The organism is Agrobacterium sp. InxBP2 (genome assembly GCF_026191755.1).
GTDB classification, from domain to species: Bacteria; Pseudomonadota; Alphaproteobacteria; order Rhizobiales; family Rhizobiaceae; genus Agrobacterium; species Agrobacterium pusense.
This window is the reverse complement of record NZ_JAINDY010000027.1, coordinates 105,901-123,202: the sequence shown is the minus strand read 5'-3', so window position 1 is coordinate 123,202 and position 17,302 is coordinate 105,901. Positions and strand designations below refer to the sequence as shown.

Sequence of the window (17,302 nt, the reverse complement as noted above, 5' to 3'; positions counted from 1 at the left end):
AATAGGATAGAAGCGGCCTCCCATTGGCCGCATTTCTGTGGCGGTTGAGCACGACGAACAAGCACCTGCACAACTGCAGGCGCTTCAATGACAGGTCATGGAGGCCTAGATGAGCCGGGTTGCTTTGATTTCCGGCGGGACGAGCGGTATAGGTGCCGCCATCGCCCGTGCCCTGCAGGCAGCCGGCTATCGGGTGGCCGTCAACTATGCCTTCACGACGGACCGGGCCGAGACATTTCAGACGGAGACAGGCATTCCTGCGTTCCAGTGGGACGTGCGCGACTACGACGCGTGCGTCAACGGTATCGCGAAGGTGGAGGTAACCCTCGGGCCGGTCGAAATCCTCGTCAACAATGCCGGCATCACCCGTGACGCCATGTTTCACAAGATGACACCGCAGCAGTGGCGTGATGTCATCGATACGAACCTCACCGGCGTCTTCAACATGACCCACCCCGTCTGGCCGGGCATGCGGGAGCGCGGTTTCGGCCGCATCGTCAATATTTCCTCCATCAATGGACAGAAGGGTCAGGCGGGCCAAGTCAATTACTCCGCGTCGAAAGCCGGTGATATCGGCTTCACCAAGGCGCTCGCGCAGGAGGGCGCAAGCCGCAATATCACCGTCAACGCCATCTGCCCCGGCTATATCGGCACGGAAATGGTGAGAGCGATCCCGGAGAAGGTTCTGGCCGAGCGGATCGTGCCACAAATCCCCATCGGACGGCTTGGGGAACCGGAGGAGATCGCGCGTTGCGTCCTGTTTCTCGTCTCGGACGAGGCTGGCTTTATCACCGGTTCCACAATGACGGCGAATGGCGGTCAATATTTCGCCTGACATTTACACGCCTGCTGCTCCGGCCGGTTCAGATCAGTAAACTTCTCGTGATATCGTGACGGCACATTTTGGCGCGCACGAAAACTTGAGCGAGACAGGACGTAAAAAAGAGACAGCTAAACCAATGAAAATACGACATTTTTCGTATAGTTTAGAACGAGTCTAGAACATCGTTATGAATTTGAAAAGAGGTTTTTCTTGACATTCGCTGTCCTGTTTTGGTTTAAGAACGAAAACAACGTGTTGCGTCATACAGGCAGTCCATCATGCTGGTTTGCAGCTGCAATTACATCACCGATCATGAGATCAAGGACGTTATCAACGAGCTCCTCGATGAGGACTGTTGGCAGCTTATCGTTCCCGCAAAAGTGTATCATGCCATGGAAAAGCGCGGTCGCTGCTGTGGCTGCTTTCCGACCGTTGTCGACCTGATTATCAAAACCACGGAAGAATATCACGCCCGTCGGCACTCGACTGAGGCCGATGTTTTTGATTTTATGTCCCGCCTGAAGCGATTCCACGAAGAGAACAGGAGAGCGGACATTGAAAGGCGACAAAAGAGTCATCGAGCGGCTTAACGAAGCCCTTTTTCTCGAACTCGGTGCAGTAAACCAGTATTGGCTTCATTACCGGCTTCTGAATGACTGGGGTTACACCAAGCTTGCCAAGAAGGAGCGTGCGGAATCCATCGAAGAGATGCAGCACGCAGACAAGCTTATCGACCGGATCATCTTCCTGGAGGGTCATCCCAACCTCCAGACCGTTGCTCCCCTGCGTATCGGACAGAATGTCAAGGAAGTGCTCGAAGCCGACCTTGCTGGAGAATATGATGCACGGGCGTCTTATAAGAAATCCCGCGATATCTGTCATGAGGCCGGCGACTACGTTTCGATGAAGCTGTTCGAAACGCTGCTGATCGACGAGGAGGGTCATATCGACTTCCTCGAGACCCAGCTCGAACTGCTCGGCAAGATCGGCGAAGAAAAATACGGCCAGCTCAATGCGGATTCCGCCAACGAAGCGGAAGACCACTAAAATACGGAAAAGGCGGCCGCCGGCCGCCTTTTTTATTTGTCGGAAAGGTGCCGGAATTCGGCAACCACTTTCTCGTAGACGCCGCGCTTGAACGGAACGATGAGTTCAGGCAGGCTCTCCATCGGCTTCCAGTCCCAGGCATCGAATTCGGCTGCGTGCCCCGTCGGTGGCGGATCGATCTGGATTTCGCTTTCATCGCCTTCGAACCGGAATGCGAACCAGCGCTGTGCCTGGCCGCGATATTTCCCCCTCAATCCGATGCCGATCAGTTCCGGCGGAAGATCGTAGTGGATCCAGTCGCTCGCTTCCGCCAGCAGCCGCACCGTTTTCATTCCCGTCTCTTCGTGAAGCTCGCGAATGGCCGCGGCGAGAGGCCGCTCGCCCTCATCAATCCCCCCCTGTGGCATCTGCCACAAATGCGGCGAGCCATCATATTCGGAATTGCCTTCCTTGATGCGCCGGCCGGCCCACACCAGGCCTTCGGCGTTCAGAACCATCATCCCCGCACAGGGACGATAGGGCAAATCTTCTGCTTTGATTGTCATGGGTTTCCCGCATTGTCTGAGCGCCACAAGGGCGCGGAAATGGCCGCAGGCAAGGTTTACTGCCCCGCCGGCTCCGAAACAAGGGCGGAAACGCCGACGATCTCGATACCGCGGCCCGCCGCTTCCCGGGACCACCGCGAGATCGCCGCAATGCTTTCATCAAAAGCAGAAGCCACCCCGATCGCCTGACCATTGCGGCGCGCGACCCGCTCCAATTCGTCCAACTTCCGCAAGATGGAAGCTTCGGTCACTTCGCCATCGAGCAGAATATCGGCAAAACCCTGGGGGGCAGAGATGGCCTTTGCAATCCCGCCACTCAGGGACTGCGCTGACGAACCATCGTCCAGAAATAGAAGACCACGTTTGCCGATATCACGCATCACCGGCTCCAGCGCCGCCTGCTCGGCGAGAAAGCGCCCGCCGAGATAATTCATGATGCCGGTATAATTGGTGATTTTGGCCATGGATCGATGCAGCCGGTCGAGGTTTACCTTGGCGGGATCGGCGGCAATCAATGTATCCGGGCCGGGATTGGTGCCGGGATAACCAAAGGGCTCCAGCGGTATCTGGAGAAGAATTTCGTGCCCCTCACGGCGTGCTTCCTGCATCCAGCGTTGCAGGCTGTTGCCGCTGGCGGCAAAGCCAAGCGTCACCTCCGGCGGCAGTTCCCGTATCGCCTTTTGCGAGCCTGTCTGGCTGAGGCCGAGACCACCGACCACGATCGCCACCCGCGTGCCTCGCGCTCCCGACCAGGGCCGCGCATATTGCTCCATCGGTCGCAATCCGTCGGCGCCCACCACTGGCAACCTGCCAAAGGCCGTATCCTCAAGCAATTCCTCGTTGGGCCGCGTGGCCATCCGCGGGTCCTGGCCATAGGTCTGGCCGCTCATCAACACAGGCCCGTCATTATCACGGGGCCGAGGAGAATAGACTGAGACAACGTTACCATCGGGCATGGTCGCACGATTGATGTTCGCGCCAGATCGGCCACTTTCCGGTTGCAGACCAGCCGTTTCGGCCTCCTCGGCCGGTACGGATGGTTCAGCTTTGTTTTGCGCAGGCTGCAGTTCAAGGTCCGGCCCGGTCGCCGTCCTCTGCAGATTGCCGGGCGAGAGCGCCGTGTAGACGGACAGTCCGCCGATGGAAAGAACCGCAAGCGCCGCCAGAACCATAATGACGGAAAAGCGCCGGTTGATACCGGCGCTTTTTTTCTGACGACCCAGAAGCGGTTTTCGCAGGTCCGAAGGCAATGAACGATCCGTCCAGAGGGTTTGTCAATCGAGATGGAGTGCCGGAAGCCGGCACAACGCTCTTATTGCTTGTTGACCACAGCCTTTTCCGGGTTGGGCGGGAAAGACGGATCCGTCTTGACGCCACGCAACAGGTCAAGCGCATAGTTAAGCTGGATGTCGTCCTTGGCCTCCGGCGGAACATAGGCCGAAGAACCCGAACCTTCGTCCGTTTCGCTCTGACCCTTGATGTGCCCGGAGAGACTGGATTCGCCCTCTGCCGTGACGCGACCCTGCAATTCCGGCGGCAAAGGCTGCTCTACCTTGATATCGGGCTCGATACCTGTTCCCTGGATCGATTTGCCAGACGGCGTGTAATAAAGTGCGGTGGTCAGACGCAGCGCACCGGCCTCGCCGAGCGGAATGATCGTCTGAACCGAACCCTTGCCGAAGGAGCGCGTGCCGACAACGGTCGCGCGACGCAAATCCTGCAGAGCGCCGGCAACGATCTCAGACGCCGAAGCCGAACCGCCGTTGACGAGCACGATCACCGGCTTGCCGTCGGTCAGATCGCCGGCCGTCGCGTTGAAGCGGCGGGTTTCATCGGGGTTACGGCCACGGGTTGAAACGACCTCACCACGCTCAAGGAAGGCGTCGGAGACATTGATCGCCTGATCGAGCAGACCGCCCGGGTTGAGGCGCAGGTCGAGCACGTAACCCTTCAGCTTGTCGGCAGGAACATCCGCCTTGATCTTCTTGATCGCCTTTTCGAGATCGTCGTAGGTCTTCTCGGTAAAGGAGATGACGCGCAGATAACCGACATTGTCGCCCTCGACACGCGACTTGACCGCGCGGACGGCAATCACGTCGCGCACAACGGTAATTTCAAGCGGCTTGTCGGCGCCCTGGCGGATGACGGTCAGCTTGATGGGCGTCTTGACTGCGCCGCGCATCTTTTCGACCGCCTGCTCCAGCTTCAGTCCGCGAACCGGCGTACCATCGATTTCGGAGATGAAGTCGCCCGCAAGAATGCCCGCGCGGGATGCTGGCGTATCATCCATCGGAGAGATGACCTTGACCAGTTCGTTTTCCATCGTCACTTCAATGCCGAGGCCGCCGAACTCACCCTTGGTCTGGGTGCGCATGTCGTTGGCGTCCTTCGCATTCATGAAGCTTGAATGCGGGTCGAGCGAGCTGAGCATGCCGTTAATGGCATTTTCCACCAGCTTCTCGTCATCCGGCGGCGTCACATATTGCGCACGCACGCGTTCGAACACATCGCCAAAGATCGACAGCTCCTTATAGGTCGAAGGCCCGGCCGCCTGTGCCGGCATGCTCGCCGAATAAATCACGCTCATCGCCGTGGCGCCCATAAGCCCACCGATAAGGAGAAGCGAAACCTTACGAATCATTGTGCGCCCTTCCGGTATTTTTTGCGGTCCACCACGGTTGGGAATCAACCGGTACACCATCTTTCCTGAACTCAATGTAGAGCGTTGGCCTGTCGGTTTCCAGCGCCAATGCTGCTGCACTCGCTACTCTTTTTGCCCCCATGGAGGCGATCGGCTCTCCGGAGAACACGAACATGCCCTGCCGGGTTCTTACATTATCCATGCCCGTCATGACCACGTGATACCCATCGCCGGTATTGAGGATGACCATGCGACCGTAGCTGCGAAAATCGCCGGCAAATACCACGAATCCGTCCGCAGGCGCCGTCACGATGGCCTCCGGGCCGCTCGCGACGACAACTCCCTTGGAAAAATGGCCCGTACCATCCGCATCGCCGAAGCGCCGCAGCACTTCGCCCGCCACCGGAAACTCCAGCTTTCCCTTCAAACTCGCGAAGGGATATGCGGGCGCAATACGGTTTTTATCGGGCATTCCAGCCTCGGCCGCGGCGCGCTGCTTTTCGCGTTCCGCCTCCGAAAGACGGGCCAGACGCTGCTCTTCCGCACGCGCCTTTTCCATCGCCTCCCGTACCGAGGTAATTTCGCCTTCAAGCGAACTGACCAGCCCTTCGAGGCTCGTCGCCTTGCTCGCAAGTTCTTCGGACCGCTTGCGCTCCGCCTCCAGCTCCGCTGCCGTCTGGGAATTCTTGCGGTCGTTTTCGGCAATCAGCAGATCGAGGCGTTTTTCCTCTTCAAGACTTGCCGTCATCATACCCGTAAGATCGTCCTTTTCGCGAGCGATTGCCTGTCTGAGATCGGTCAATTCTTTGAGAGCGGCGACCAGCTTGTCCGTTTCACCGCGAATGCCGGGCACAACGGCGCCAAGAAGAATGGCGCTGCGAACGGAAGCAAGTGCATCCTCCGGCGAAACGAGTAGGGCGGGCGGCGGATTTCTGCCCATGCGCTGCAACGCGGCCAGAACCTCAGCCAGTACACCGCGCCTCTCCCGTAGAGACGCCTTGACGCCGTCCTCGCGCACCGAAAGCTTGGCCAGGCGATCCTCACCATCGCTGATCTTGGTTTCCAGCGCCTTGCGTCTCGCAGCCGACGCAATCAACTCTTCCCGGATACGGGCGCTGTCCTGATTGAGGGATGCAATGCTCTCCTCGAGCTTCCTTGTTTTGTCCTCGGAAAGTCCGATACTGTCGACCAGCTCCTCCAGATCCTGACGGTTCTGGTCACGACGCTTCTCCAGCGACTGCAACTCATCTGGAGATAAATCGCCATTCTCGGTGGGAACGGCGCCTGCATCATCGCGCGAATAGGTCGGACCGATCCCCACAACGAAAGCAGCGAGAACCGCGCCCGCAAGGGCCGCGTGCCGTTTTCCTGGAGACTTCTTGTCCATCTGAACTTTCTTTGATGCCGAAGCAGGGAGCGCCGATATTAGGGATTTTACCGCGATCTTCCAAGAGGCCTGTAAGGGGCGGCCGACGACCATGCCCATGTCAGCCGTGTCGCCGAGCTTCATGTTGAAATTGCGACGGCACCCGCATCCGTCCACGCGTCATACCCGGTGATAGGGGTGACCGGATAGAATGGTAACGGCGCGGTAAAGCTGCTCGGCAATCAGGATGCGGACAATCTGATGCGGCCATGTCAGTTTGCCGAGATTGAGAACGGCTGTCGCCCTGTCATAAAGGCCGGGATCAAGACCATCGGCCCCGCCGATGGCGATAACAAGTTCGCGCTTGCCGCTGTCGCGCAGATCACCGAAAAAGGACGCAAAGGCCGGGCTGTCGAGCGCCTTGCCACGCTCATCGAGTAAGATGAGCACTGCGCCATCGGAAAGATGCTTTTCCAGCATCGCCGCCTCTTCGCGCTTGCGGGTTTCTGCGTTTGATGCACGACTTTCCGCGACTTCGATAACCCGCGAAAATTCCAGCCCGACCGCCGGGCCAGTCTTGGCGAGGCGCTCGATATAACGGGTCGCAAGATCCTTTTCGGGGCCGGATTTCAGCCGTCCCACCGCAAAAATTGAAATCCGCATCGCAAACCTGCACGTGTCGTAGCCCAACGGGCCACGCTCTTAACAGCATAGCGCGCGGATTCCTATGCGGCCGACCTGATTTCCGGCCAGAAGCATCGCTCCGAAGTCACAGGCGATCTTCGGCAAAAACGATGCCTTCGCTTAAAGGCTCACCGCATCAATGCAGTGTCTCTTCCGGCATGTCCGGCGTCGCCCACATTTTTTCGATGTTGTAGAAAGCGCGGATTTCCGGTCGGAACACATGAACGATGATATCGCCGGTATCGATGAGCACCCAGTCGCCGGTCTCAAGACCTTCGACGCGGGCGTTTCCGAACCCTTCATCCTTCATGTCTTTCAGAAGATGCTCGCAAATCGCCGAGACATGCCTGTTCGACCGCCCGGAAACCACAACCATGTAGTCCGCAAGCGCCGATTTTCCGGCAATGTTGAGAGAGACGATATCTTCAGCCTTGGAGTCCTCGAGGCTCGCGAGGACGGTGTCGAGGGCATGGCCGGCGGCATCGGCGCCACTGTCCTGGCCCTTCGGGATAGCAACGAATGCTCTTCCCTTGGCGTGTACTGTTGTCAGAGGTTTTCCTTTCCAAGAATGACAAAACAGGCACTGCGCGACGCGATTCTCTGCGTCACACAATGAAGGTGGCATCAAAGCATTAACTTTTCAAGATATGGAGCCTTAGACGGCGGCCACATACATCATTTGTGATCGGCCGTGTCATCTGCGGCCGTTACGTAGCGCAGTGGAGCTGAGCGTGGAACGCGGTCCATGAATGAAAACCCAGGCGGGCGCTGGTTTTTTCCATAAAACACCGGCATCGTCCTCATCGATCCGCGCCTGGCTGAAGGCCTGCGCCATGGTGGAGGAGAGGTAGGAAAGCGTCGAACCCGGCCTGTCGATCACCGCAATCGGGAAAGTCTCAGCAATCGTGCGCCATTTCTGCCAGTGATGGAAACTCTTGAGATTATCGGCGCCCATGACCCAGATGAAGCGCACGTGCGGATTTTTCGCCTTCACCTTGGCGAGCGTATTAGCGGTATAGCTTATGCCTAGCGATTTTTCGAAAGCCGTGACCTTGATGCGAGGATCGTGAACGAGCTTTTCGCAGGCAGCGATGCGATCTTCGAGAGAGGCCAGCTCTGAGCGGCTTTTCAACGGATTGCCTGGCGTCACCATCCACCACAGCTGATCGAGACCGAGCCTGCGCAGCGCAATCTCTGCAACAAGCGCGTGACCGGCATGCGGCGGATTAAAAGAACCGCCGAACAGCCCGACAACCATGCCGCGCTCCACATGCGGCATGGTGAGATAACGTCTGTCGAGGCGCTTATCGGCCGGCAAATATCAGGTCCGTGTCTGGCCGGTGCCATGCACACGGTATTTGAACGAGGTAAGCTGCTCGACGCCGACGGGGCCTCGCGCATGCATCTTGCCGGTGGCGATGCCGATTTCAGCGCCCATGCCGAATTCACCGCCATCGGCAAATTGGGTCGAGGCATTGTGCAGCAGAATGGCCGAATCAAGTTCGTTGAAGAATCGCGCCACCACCTCGGCATCCTCGGCGATAACGGCCTCGGTATGGTTGGAAGAGTAGGTGCCGATATGTTCGATCGCACCGGAGATGCCATCCACCACGGCGACCGAAATGATTGCATCGAGATATTCGGTGCGCCAGTCCTCTTCCGTTGCCGGCGCGAGACCCGCCATCACTTCGCGTACGGCCTGCGAACCGCGCACTTCACAACCGACTTCCATCAGAGCCTTGACGAGCGGCTGCAAATGCGTGGAAACGGCAGCAGCATCCACCAGCAGCGTTTCGGCCGCCCCGCAAATGCCGGTACGGCGCATTTTGGCGTTGACGACGATGCGTTTCGCCATGTCGAGATCAGCGGATTTATCGACGTAGATGTGGCAAATCCCCTCAAGATGCGCGAAAACCGGCACGCGGGCCTCCGACTGTACCCGGGCCACGAGGCTCTTGCCGCCGCGCGGCACGATAACGTCAACCGTGCCATTCAGGCCGCTGAGAAGCGCGCCGACGGCGGCGCGGTCGGTCACCGGTACCAGTTGAATGGCATGCTCGGGAAGACCCGCGATCTTCAGACCTTCCACGAGGCAGGCATGGATAGCACGCGATGAATGTTGCGAATCCGAGCCGCCGCGCAGGATCACGGCATTACCCGCCTTGAGACATAGCGCGCCGGCATCCGCCGTCACGTTCGGGCGGCTTTCGTAAATCACACCGATGACGCCAAGCGGCGTGCGCACGCGCTCGATCTTCAGGCCATTGGGCCTGTCCCATACGGCGATGACTTCGCCGACCGGATCGGGCAGCGCCGCGACGGAACGAATGCCTTCAGCGATACCGGCAATCCGGTCATCATTGAGCGTCAGCCTGTCGATGAAGGAGGGCGCAAGACCAGCCTGATCCGCCGCGGCTAGATCTTTGCGGTTAGCAGCAAGGATCGCCTCTTTCGAGGCTTCAATGGCGGAGGCCATGGCGAGCAGCGCACGGTTCTTCTGGTCCGCGCCAGCGATGGACAACGGTCGTGAAGCAGCTTTCGCCTGAGCGCCGATGGTCATCATCAGCGCGTCAATATCATGGCTCTGCTTCACGGCCTGTTCAGGCATGGGCCTCATCCTTCTCTGCACTCTTAACTTTCACGGCGGCCCCGGTCATGACGAGGTCGTCGCGATGGATCATCGCCGCCCGTCCGACATAACCAAGGATCGCCTCGATCTCATTGGACTTGTGGCCGATGATGAGACGCGCCTCTTCCGCATCGTAACCCGCGAGACCGCGGGCGACCTCACGGCCTTCCGAGCCGATGATGGCAACGGCATCGCCGCGCCCGAAATTGCCCTTGACCTGCCGCACGCCAGCGGGAAGCAGGCTTTTACCGGCGTAAAGAGCCTTTTCCGCGCCGGCATCCACATGGATTTCGCCAGCGGGCTGCAATTGCCCGGCAATCCAGGTCTTGCGTGCCGTCACCGGGGTTCCGGATGGCGCGAACCATGAGGAGCGCGCACCGTTTTCGATGGCCTTCAGCGGATTGAGCGTCTTGCCTGACGCGATGATCATGCCACAGCCGGCAGCGGTGGCAATCTTGCCCGCATCGATCTTGGTGCGCATGCCGCCGCGCGAAAGCTCGGAAGCTGCGCCGCCCGCCATGGCTTCGATTTCGGGGGTGATGTCCGCAATCGTGTCAAGGAATTTGGCGTCCGGATCGAGATGCGGCGGAGCTGTGTACAAGCCGTCAATATCCGACAGCAGAACCAGTAAATCGGCGCCCGTCATGGTCGCCACGCGCGCAGCGAGCCGATCATTATCGCCATAACGAATTTCGGTAGTCGCAACCGTGTCGTTTTCATTGATGATCGGAATAGCGCCGATCTTCAGAAGCTGGTTGATGGTGGCGCGCGCATTGAGATAACGGCGACGCTCTTCCGTGTCGGAGAGCGTCAGCAAAATCTGGCCGGCAACAATGTCATGCCGCGACAGGCTCTCCGACCATGCCCGCGCCAGCGCAATCTGGCCGACAGCCGCCGCCGCCTGGCTTTCCTCCAGCTTCAACGCGCCCGAAGGCAGGCCGAGCACGGTGCGGCCAAGAGCGATAGCGCCCGAAGACACCACTTGAACATCCGCACCGTTTTTCTTCAGCGCCGCGATGTCTTCGCAGATGGCATCCAACCAGTCTTTCTTCAGGCCGCTTTTGCGGTCCACCAGAAGCGCCGATCCGATCTTGATGACGATCTGGTGGTGGCTGCCCAGCGGCTTGCGCGTCAGGCTCATAGGCGGTCGTCCTCTTCCTCGACCTCGCTCTCATGCGGCATGGACCGATCGGGAAGGGCGGTTTCGCCGCCATTGCTTGCCGACACGATGATGTCGCGAAGGGCGCGAAGGGCTTCCGTCATGCCGATATGCGCGGCAGCGGACAGAAGAAGCGGCGGACGGCCGCAGGCCTTTTCCAGTTCCTTGGCCTTCTTTTTCAGTTCCTTTTCATCCAGCACGTCGATCTGTGACAGCGCGACGATTTCCGGCTTGTCTGTCAGTCCGCCACCATAGGCATCGAGTTCAGCTTTGACGGTCTTGTAGGCTTTGCCGACCTTCTCTTCCTGCGCGGAAACGAGATGCAGAAGCACGCGGGTGCGCTCGACATGGCCGAGGAAACGGTCACCGATGCCGACCCCCTCATGCGCGCCTTCAATCAACCCGGGAATATCCGCCAGCACGAATTCACGGCCATCGATGGTCGCGACACCAAGGTTCGGATGCAGCGTCGTGAACGGATAGTTGGCAATCTTTGGCCGCGCGCGCGTCACGGTTGCAAGGAATGTAGACTTGCCCGCATTAGGCAGGCCAACGAGACCAGCGTCTGCAATCAGCTTCAAACGAAGCCAGACCGTCTTTTCTTCACCCGGAAGACCCGGATTGGCGTGCGTCGGTGCCTGATTGGTGGACGATTTGAAATAGGCATTGCCGAAACCGCCATTGCCGCCCGCGGCCAGGCGAAAGCGCTGGCCCTCCTTGGTGAGGTCGACGATCAGCGTCTCGTTGTCTTCCTCAAAAATCTGCGTGCCAACAGGCACCCGCAGCACCACGTCGGAACCCTTGGCGCCGGTGCGGGTCTTGCCCATGCCGTGCTGGCCGATCGAGGCCTTGAAATGCTGCTGGAAACGGAAGTCGATCAGCGTGTTGAGACCGTTGACCACCTCAACCCAGACGTCGCCGCCGCGTCCGCCATCGCCACCATCGGGGCCGCCGAATTCGATGAATTTTTCACGCCGGAACGACACGGCACCCGCGCCGCCATCACCGGACTTGATATAGACTTTTGCTTCATCGAGAAATTTCATCGGACTGCCGTTCTGTCGGTTTGCGGGCACAACAACCAATCGTGCTGCGCCAAACAAAAATATCGTCGTTTCGAATACAAGCGCTTCTTCACAAGGTCAAAGACTATCGTGCGGGAAGCTCATGCGCGAGACAAGGCCGGTCTGGATCAAACCGGCCTTGTAATGCTCCTCAAATGCGATGCGGCTTAATGAAATCTTCAGCCGTGACCATCGTGTCGATATGCGCCACCATGGCGGCACGCGCCGTGGCGTAGATCTGATGACAACCGGTCACCCGGAAGCCGAGCTTCTCCTGCACACGCAGCGAGGCGGGGTTATCCGCAAACACGCCGGAGTGAAGGGTCACTCCCGGCATGCGGCGAAAGAACCGCTCGACGACGGCGGCCACCGCCTCGGTCATGTAACCCTTGCCCCAGTAGAAGCGGTTGAGCCAATAGCCGAGATGCCACTCGCCATGCCGCAATTCCACCGAGACGACGCCGATCAGCGTATCGTCGCCGCTGGTAATGGCGAAATCCCAGTCAGGCAGGGTGCCGGAGGTGCGCAACACCAGCCACTCCAGCGCATCCTGCTTGTGGTAGGGCGTGGGAACGCGGGCCAGCATCTTCGTCACGGCGAAATCGCCAAGCGATTCCGCAATGCTGCCGGCATCGGAAAGGCGCTGCGGGCGCAGCACCAGACGCGATGTCTCGATGACGGGGCAGGGGCCTGGCGGCGCTATCACAGGGGCCGCCCGGCGGCGGCTCAGTTCGAGCGTGCTCATCCCATGTCCCCCCAGCTCTTCAGCGAAACCCAGGTCTTGCGGTCCAGCCTGTACCATTCGACCGGCACCATGCCACCGAGCGCCAGCGAACCGACCATGCCGGAGCCCTGGAACTGGAAACCGCACTTCTGGATGACACGGCGCGACGGGATGTTGGTGACCCGGCAACGGGCATCGATCTGGTCGATTTCACGCGTACGAAAGGCCATGTCGATCAGCGCATGCGCCGCTTCGGTCATGTATCCCCGGTTCCAGTAGGGTTCCCCCAGCCAGTAACCGATCTCCAGCGTCTTTTCGTCTTCCTGGGGTTCGAGCGCGCAGCAGCCCAGAAACTCGCCATTGTCCATGCGGGTAATCGCATAGACGCACTTGCCAATCTCGCCAGCTTTGGAGCGTCGCACAAAATCCGCGGCGTCTTTGGCCGTGTAGGGGTGCGGCATACGCGATACCATGGTCGCGATATTGGCATTGTTGGCAAGATGGGCAAGGGCGTCGATGTCTTCTTCGTGAGGCTTGCGCAAAACCAGCCTCTGCGACAGTAAAACGGGGCAATCGCTCCTCGACCGATCGGGCCTCGGCCGTTCCTCGGGTGACCGTGATTGGTCAACCCTCAACAATTCAGCTTGCATGGTTCAGTCCCTCCTTGGGGTTAAAGAAAAAGGGGAGTTGGGTGGTGCCCCATCTCCCCTGTTTTCTTGACTGAACCTGATACGCCTCAGCCGGGTCGATGGGACACCGGCTGCATATGACGCTTACCGGCTTATTCTGCGGCTTCCGCTTTCGGTGCCACGGATACGAATACGCGGCCATTGGCCTTCGTACGGAAGTTCACGTTACCTGCGGTCAGTGCGAAAATCGTGTGGTCCTTGCCCATGCCAACATTGGCGCCGGGATGCCACTGCGTGCCGCGCTGACGCAGAATAATGTTGCCTGGAATGACAGCTTCGCCGCCGAACTTCTTTACGCCAAGGCGCTTGGATTCGGAATCGCGACCGTTACGCGAGGAACCGCCAGCTTTTTTGTGTGCCATTGGAGTTCTCCTTTAAACCTTGTTTCCCGTGTCGCGCCGATCAGGCAGCAACGATGTCCGTGATGCGGACGACAGTGTGATGCTGACGATGGCCGCGCGAACGCTTGGAGTTCTGACGACGACGCTTCTTGAAGGCGATGACCTTCTTGCCGCGGTTGTGCTCGACAACTTCCGCCTTGACGATGGCACCCTTGACGAAGGGAGCACCGAACTTGGCGTCGGCACCTTCGCCAACAACGAGAACTTCGGTGAATTCTACAGTTGCGCCTGCCTCTGCTTCCAGCTTTTCGATGGTCAGCACGGCGTCGGCCGCTACGCGGTACTGCTTACCGCCGGTCTTGATGACTGCGAACATTTTTTATCCTTTCATGTTCGTTCCGGCTCTGCCCGCCTAAGCAAGCTGGCCGTCTTTTTATCAGTCGGAATTTGGTAGAAACCCGTCGGGACAGGATGTCCCTTTGAATGTCTGCCGGTGAAGCCGCCTTTCTGAAGGCGGTATTTAAAAGAAGGCGCACTACGCCATCAATTTGGGTGCCGATTACGCGAGACGCCGGTTTATGTCAAGATGAAGACGGCTCGAAAAATAACTGTAACGCCAAGAATTTCATGCTTTTTCGGCAGGCGCGGCAGTCAGGTCTCGAAATTTGCCCAGCAAGTGTTTATATGGGCCTTCCAACAAGGAGCAGAAATGGCCCGCATAGACCAGACCGACGATTGGCGGGACCGCCATGCGCCGACACTTTCCGCCTTCGAATCGCTTGCGATCGAGGCCTATGGCCACCTGCCGGAAGAATTTCGCGCACTGACGAAAGATCTCATCATCGAGATCGCCGATTTCCCGACCGACGATGTCTTCGAAGACATGGCGCTCGAAACGCCTTTCGATCTCCTGGGGCTTTTCGAGGGCCGGGGCATCTCCGAACGTTTCACCATGGAAACGGGCGAGATGGTAAACCGTATCACGCTTTATCGACGTCCCATTCTAGACTACTGGGCCGAGAACGAGGAAACGCTGGGTGATATCATCACTCATGTCCTCATCCACGAGATTGGCCATCATTTCGGCCTGTCTGATGACGACATGGAGCGGATTGAAGAAAGCGCCGACGAGGCCGCCGCCGATCGCTGATCGGGGCGGCCATGACTGCTTACTGCTCGCCGAGCTTCATGTCGGGATGGTATTCCTTGCCCTCGACCACCTTGGTCACGGCCTGGCCGCAATGCATGACGCCACTTGCCGCATTAAAGGCATAGCTTGGCGAACCCGCGAGTTCCCAGCCTTTGTTCAGCGCCTCGGTAACCCGGTGACAGAATTTCGCGTCGTCCGGTCCGGTGATGAAACGATAGACCTTCACGTCGTTTTTACCTTTCTTTGCGCGATGATATCGGCCATGGCGACCAGCCTTTCGGCCTGGTTTACATGCAGCCGTTCTATCATCCGACCATTCATGTTGATGACATTCAATTTCGCATATTCCGGTTTTGCGAAAGCCGCAATGATCTCACGCGCTTCCGCGACCGCAGTCTCGTCCGGGGCGAAACGCCGGTTAGCCGGCTCGATCTGAGCAGGATGGATCAACATCTTGCCATCGAACCCCATGGCGCGCCCCTGTTCGCATTCAGCTTCGAAGGCCTCGATGTTACGAAAGTCGTTTGAAACGCTGTCGATGACTTCCAGACGGTACGCACGGGCGGCAAGCACAACCTGCATCATCCAGGGTACGAGATACATGCGGTCTGTCAGCGCTGGAACGCGCGTTTCCTTGCGGAGGTCGTTCAGCCCGATGACAAAAGCCGCCAGCCGTGCATCCGGCGTGTGGGCCGCGTCTGCAATCGAGGCGGCGTTCAGGACACCGAGCGGCGTCTCGATCATCGCCCAGATTTTCAGGGCTTCGGGCGCATCTGCTTCGGCCAGAAGATCAGCCACGTCATTGATATCCGCCGGCTGTTCCACCTTCGGCAGCAGGACTGCGTTCGGCCGACAGGAAAGAACAAGCTGCAGATCCGCCTTCCCCTCAGATGTGGAGAGGGGATTGATGCGAATAATGGTCTCGCCGCCGAAAAAAGGGGCTTCCGAAAACAAGGTTTTCAGATTCTCCCGCGCCTTGCCCTTCATGTCGGGCGCTACCGAATCTTCCAGATCGAGGATCACCCCGTCACAATCGAGATCGCGAATTTTTTCCAGTGCCCGGACGTTGATCGCGGGGACAGACAGCAGCGAACGGCGCGGTTGGACAGGAATATTTTCGGAAAAACTGACCATGCCGCACTTGTGTCAAGCTTTTGTGACATCTGCAAGCCGACAATCCACTGAATCCTCTTGCAAGCCGGAAGAAGAAGGCCCACATTCGTCTGGAAAGAAAGGTTTGGATCATGCAAGGCATACGTTCGTTTTTCATCGCCGCATCCGGCATTGCAATTCTGGCCATGGCCGCTCTTTTCACGGCGTCGCTTACGGTCGCTTTCATTGGCGTGCTCGCGGTTCTCAGCGCAGCCCGCCTTCTGTCCGCGCGTCTGAAGCCGGCTCCGATCCCTGTGAAGCCCCGCAGCCAGCGCGACATGCGCGTCTGGAACGACGGCAAGGGTACGATTATCGATCTCTGAGGTCGATGAATTCGGAAAAAGCACCGGCGGTGCGCGCAAGGCGTACCGATGAATGCGGGTTTGCGCTTCTAAAGCGACCCTTTTTGCAGTATTTCCCCAGTTAACTCCGGCCGGCTTTAGCCAGCGCCAGATTTTGTTCAGGGAAACACGGGAAGCGACAGATGGAAAAATTCACCAAGCTGACAGGCGTTGCCGCGCCCATGCCGGTCGTCAATATCGACACCGATATGATCATTCCGAAAGATTATCTGAAGACCATCAAGCGCACCGGTCTTGGCAAGGGCCTTTTTGCTGAATCCCGGTATCTCGAAGACGGTTCGCCCAATCCCGATTTCGTGCTGAACAAGCCCGCCTATCAGAACGCCCAGATCCTCGTCGCCGGCGATAATTTTGGCTGCGGCTCATCGCGCGAACACGCACCCTGGGCGCTGCTCGATTTTGGCATCCGCTGCGTGATCTCCACCAGCTTTGCGGATATTTTTTACAATAACTGTTTCAAGAACGGCATTCTTCCGGTTGTCGTCAGCCCCGAGAACCTGGAAAAACTGCTGGACGACGCGTCGCGCGGATCAAACGCCGTTCTTTCCATCGATCTTGAACGTCAGGAGATCAGCGGTCCCGACGGCGGTACGATCAGTTTTGAAATCGATGAGTTCAAGCGTCACTGCATGCTGAATGGCCTCGACGATATTGGCCTGACGCTGGAACATCGCGGCGCAATCGATACCTTCGAAAAGACCAACGCCTCCGCGCGGCCCTGGGCCTGATCCCACTTTCTACGTCGGGCATTCGCACAAGCGGGCCCGTCAGGAAAATGCGTCAAGGTAAAAGACTAAAAAGCCGATCCCGTACAAAACCGTACCGGATCGGCTTTTGCTTTGCTTGAAAAGCCCCTGAGGCAGAGATAAGAAGCCCCCGATCCCGTCCGGCTGCAATAAGACTTTGCAGATGCAGGACGGAACGAG

The 17,302-nt window shown here is 58.5% G+C and carries 22 protein-coding genes; 6 read left to right on the top strand and 16 right to left on the bottom strand.

Features of this window, described 5'->3' with window-relative positions; all coding sequences use genetic code 11:
• Nucleotides 1-109: 109 nt before the first annotated feature.
• The 3 genes from phbB (at nucleotide 110) to bfr (ending at nucleotide 1,870) form a co-directional block, all read left to right on the top strand.
• A complete protein-coding gene (phbB, locus tag K7A42_RS10290; protein WP_282455115.1) occupies nucleotides 110-835 on the top strand; it encodes an acetoacetyl-CoA reductase in 726 nt (241 codons plus the stop codon).
• A gap of 266 nt (nucleotides 836-1,101) precedes the next feature.
• Nucleotides 1,102-1,413, top strand: a complete 312-nt coding sequence (locus K7A42_RS10285; RefSeq protein WP_004444092.1) for a (2Fe-2S)-binding protein — start codon at nucleotides 1,102-1,104, stop codon at nucleotides 1,411-1,413.
• Nucleotides 1,379-1,870, top strand: coding sequence for a bacterioferritin (gene bfr / locus K7A42_RS10280; RefSeq protein WP_004444094.1), 492 nt, complete (start codon nucleotides 1,379-1,381; stop codon nucleotides 1,868-1,870). Before K7A42_RS10285 ends, bfr begins: the two co-directional genes overlap by 35 nt.
• 32 nt (nucleotides 1,871-1,902) lie before the next feature.
• Here bfr and K7A42_RS10275 read toward each other — a convergent pair whose 3' ends face one another.
• The 14 genes from K7A42_RS10275 to rplU form a co-directional block, all read right to left on the bottom strand.
• A complete protein-coding gene (locus tag K7A42_RS10275) occupies nucleotides 1,903-2,415 on the bottom strand; it encodes an RNA pyrophosphohydrolase (protein ID WP_022557006.1) in 513 nt (170 codons plus the stop codon).
• A 56-nt stretch (nucleotides 2,416-2,471) separates the two neighbouring features.
• On the bottom strand, nucleotides 2,472-3,665 hold the full coding sequence (locus K7A42_RS10270; protein ID WP_113381999.1) for a divergent polysaccharide deacetylase family protein: 1,194 nt from the start codon (nucleotides 3,663-3,665) through the stop codon (nucleotides 2,472-2,474).
• A 62-nt stretch (nucleotides 3,666-3,727) separates the two neighbouring features.
• The gene (locus tag K7A42_RS10265; protein ID WP_004444102.1) at nucleotides 3,728-5,056 is read right to left on the bottom strand and encodes a S41 family peptidase; all 1,329 of its coding nucleotides are present in this window, start codon (nucleotides 5,054-5,056) and stop codon (nucleotides 3,728-3,730) included.
• A complete protein-coding gene (locus K7A42_RS10260) occupies nucleotides 5,046-6,443 on the bottom strand; it encodes a murein hydrolase activator EnvC family protein (protein WP_034500115.1) in 1,398 nt (465 codons plus the stop codon). The genes K7A42_RS10265 and K7A42_RS10260 overlap by 11 nt, the downstream gene beginning before the upstream one ends.
• Nucleotides 6,444-6,602: 159 nt before the next feature.
• Nucleotides 6,603-7,085, bottom strand: coding sequence for a 23S rRNA (pseudouridine(1915)-N(3))-methyltransferase RlmH (gene rlmH, locus K7A42_RS10255; RefSeq protein WP_004444109.1), 483 nt, complete (start codon nucleotides 7,083-7,085; stop codon nucleotides 6,603-6,605).
• 157 nt (nucleotides 7,086-7,242) lie between these two features.
• Nucleotides 7,243-7,731, bottom strand: coding sequence for a ribosome silencing factor (rsfS, locus tag K7A42_RS10250; RefSeq protein WP_006698315.1), 489 nt, complete (start codon nucleotides 7,729-7,731; stop codon nucleotides 7,243-7,245).
• 69 nt (nucleotides 7,732-7,800) lie between these two features.
• Nucleotides 7,801-8,385 carry a nicotinate-nucleotide adenylyltransferase gene (locus tag K7A42_RS10245; RefSeq protein ID WP_416220906.1) on the bottom strand — a complete coding sequence of 195 codons (585 nt, stop codon included), beginning with the start codon at nucleotides 8,383-8,385 and terminating at the stop codon, nucleotides 7,801-7,803.
• Nucleotides 8,386-8,427: 42 nt separating this feature from the next.
• A complete protein-coding gene (locus K7A42_RS10240) occupies nucleotides 8,428-9,714 on the bottom strand; it encodes a glutamate-5-semialdehyde dehydrogenase (RefSeq protein ID WP_282455113.1) in 1,287 nt (428 codons plus the stop codon).
• Entirely contained in the window at nucleotides 9,707-10,876 is a 1,170-nt protein-coding gene (proB, locus tag K7A42_RS10235; protein WP_282455112.1) for a glutamate 5-kinase, read from the bottom strand. The genes K7A42_RS10240 and proB overlap by 8 nt, the downstream gene beginning before the upstream one ends.
• Complete coding sequence (gene obgE, locus K7A42_RS10230) at nucleotides 10,873-11,940, bottom strand: GTPase ObgE (protein WP_004444121.1); 1,068 nt, start codon at nucleotides 11,938-11,940, stop codon at nucleotides 10,873-10,875. Before obgE ends, proB begins: the two co-directional genes overlap by 4 nt.
• Nucleotides 11,941-12,109: 169 nt before the next feature.
• Nucleotides 12,110-12,703, bottom strand: a complete 594-nt coding sequence (locus tag K7A42_RS10225) for a GNAT family N-acetyltransferase (protein WP_244456067.1) — start codon at nucleotides 12,701-12,703, stop codon at nucleotides 12,110-12,112.
• Entirely contained in the window at nucleotides 12,700-13,332 is a 633-nt protein-coding gene (locus K7A42_RS10220; RefSeq protein ID WP_004444125.1) for a GNAT family N-acetyltransferase, read from the bottom strand. The genes K7A42_RS10225 and K7A42_RS10220 overlap by 4 nt, the downstream gene beginning before the upstream one ends.
• 131 nt (nucleotides 13,333-13,463) lie before the next feature.
• Entirely contained in the window at nucleotides 13,464-13,733 is a 270-nt protein-coding gene (rpmA, locus tag K7A42_RS10215) for a 50S ribosomal protein L27 (RefSeq protein WP_004444127.1), read from the bottom strand.
• Between the two features lie 40 nt (nucleotides 13,734-13,773).
• Complete coding sequence (rplU, locus tag K7A42_RS10210) at nucleotides 13,774-14,088, bottom strand: 50S ribosomal protein L21 (protein ID WP_003492690.1); 315 nt, start codon at nucleotides 14,086-14,088, stop codon at nucleotides 13,774-13,776.
• Nucleotides 14,089-14,421: 333 nt separating this feature from the next.
• Between rplU and K7A42_RS10205 the strand changes: the two genes are divergently transcribed.
• On the top strand, nucleotides 14,422-14,862 hold the full coding sequence (locus K7A42_RS10205; protein WP_003520258.1) for a metallopeptidase family protein: 441 nt from the start codon (nucleotides 14,422-14,424) through the stop codon (nucleotides 14,860-14,862).
• A gap of 19 nt (nucleotides 14,863-14,881) precedes the next feature.
• Here the strand turns inward: K7A42_RS10205 and K7A42_RS10200 are convergent, their stop codons facing one another.
• Entirely contained in the window at nucleotides 14,882-15,088 is a 207-nt protein-coding gene (locus K7A42_RS10200; protein WP_003505258.1) for a DUF1737 domain-containing protein, read from the bottom strand.
• Nucleotides 15,085-15,996, bottom strand: a complete 912-nt coding sequence (locus K7A42_RS10195) for an HpcH/HpaI aldolase/citrate lyase family protein (RefSeq protein WP_022557014.1) — start codon at nucleotides 15,994-15,996, stop codon at nucleotides 15,085-15,087. Before K7A42_RS10195 ends, K7A42_RS10200 begins: the two co-directional genes overlap by 4 nt.
• Before the next feature lie 110 nt (nucleotides 15,997-16,106).
• Here K7A42_RS10195 and K7A42_RS10190 point away from each other — a divergent pair, with 110 nt between their 5' ends.
• A complete protein-coding gene (locus K7A42_RS10190) occupies nucleotides 16,107-16,337 on the top strand; it encodes a hypothetical protein (RefSeq protein WP_006698322.1) in 231 nt (76 codons plus the stop codon).
• Between the two features lie 161 nt (nucleotides 16,338-16,498).
• Nucleotides 16,499-17,104 (top strand): 3-isopropylmalate dehydratase small subunit, encoded by a 606-nt coding sequence (gene leuD / locus K7A42_RS10185; protein WP_006698323.1) that lies wholly within the window; start codon nucleotides 16,499-16,501, stop codon nucleotides 17,102-17,104.
• Nucleotides 17,105-17,302 lie beyond the last annotated feature (198 nt).